Here is an 885-nt window from a genome sequence, read left to right on the forward strand (position 1 = left end):
TGGGCTTTGTCCTGAGCGAGACGAGCCCGCGGGCGCTCGCCCCGACGGAGATCGCCCGGCTCGCGGCCCTCGTGCCGGACGGGGTCGACACGGTGCTTGTCGCGCACGACCGCTCCGCGGCGGAGGCGGCAACGATCGCCCGGGACAGCGGGGTGGCCGCGCTGCAGCTGCACGGGGGACACTTCAGCGCCGAGGACTACGCGGCCGCGGCCGGGATCATGCCCCGGCTCTGGCGGGCCGTCTCGCTGCGCGATGAGCCGACGCTCACGGTCGGCGCGCTCGGCGAGGAACTCCTCCTCCTGGACTCTCCCGTGCCGGGCTCTGGCTCGCGCTGGGATCTCGGCGAGCTGGGCGCGGCCCGCCCCGAGGGCCCGTGGCTGCTCGCGGGCGGCCTGAACCCGGAGAACGTCGCGGCCGCGATCGCGGCGGCGCGCCCCGGCGGGGTCGATGTGTCCAGCGGCGTCGAATCCGCCCCGGGGGTCAAAGACCACGCGAAGATCGCGGCCTTTGTCGCGGCGGCGAAGGGCGCCTAACGCTCCGTTCCACAGTTCACCGCACAACGCGCGACGCCCCGGGACCCTGAGGTCCCGGGGCGTCGCGCGTTCCTGGGGTGAGCCGCCGGGCGCTTAGCGCGCCGTGGCCGGGTCGTGCGAGCGGAAGGTGCGCAGCAGCAGGCTGTTGCCGACCACGAACACACTGGAGAAGGCCATCGCGGCCCCCGCGAGCATCGGGTTCAGCAGGCCAAGCGCGGCCAGCGGGATCGCGGCGGTGTTGTAGGCGAAGGCCCAGAACAGGTTCGTCTTGATCGTGCCGAGCGTGCGCCGGGCCAGCCGGATCGCGTCAACGGCCTGCATGAGGTCGCCGCGCACGAGCGTGATGTCGGCG

At 74.1% G+C, this 885-nt stretch carries 1 protein-coding gene and 1 pseudogene; one reads left to right on the forward strand and one right to left on the reverse strand.

Features of this window, described 5'->3' with window-relative positions; genetic code table 11:
- Positions 1-533 (forward strand): phosphoribosylanthranilate isomerase (locus tag OOT08_RS13120; protein WP_325093198.1); only part of this gene is annotated, 533 nt, incomplete at its 5' end.
- Positions 534-626: 93 nt separating this feature from the next.
- Here OOT08_RS13120 and OOT08_RS13125 read toward each other — a convergent pair.
- A pseudogene (locus tag OOT08_RS13125) lies at positions 627-885 on the reverse strand (heavy metal translocating P-type ATPase); the annotation flags it as partial.

The organism is Leucobacter sp. M11 (assembly GCF_035726885.1).
In the GTDB taxonomy this organism is placed as follows: domain Bacteria; phylum Actinomycetota; class Actinomycetes; order Actinomycetales; family Microbacteriaceae; genus JAPFRB01.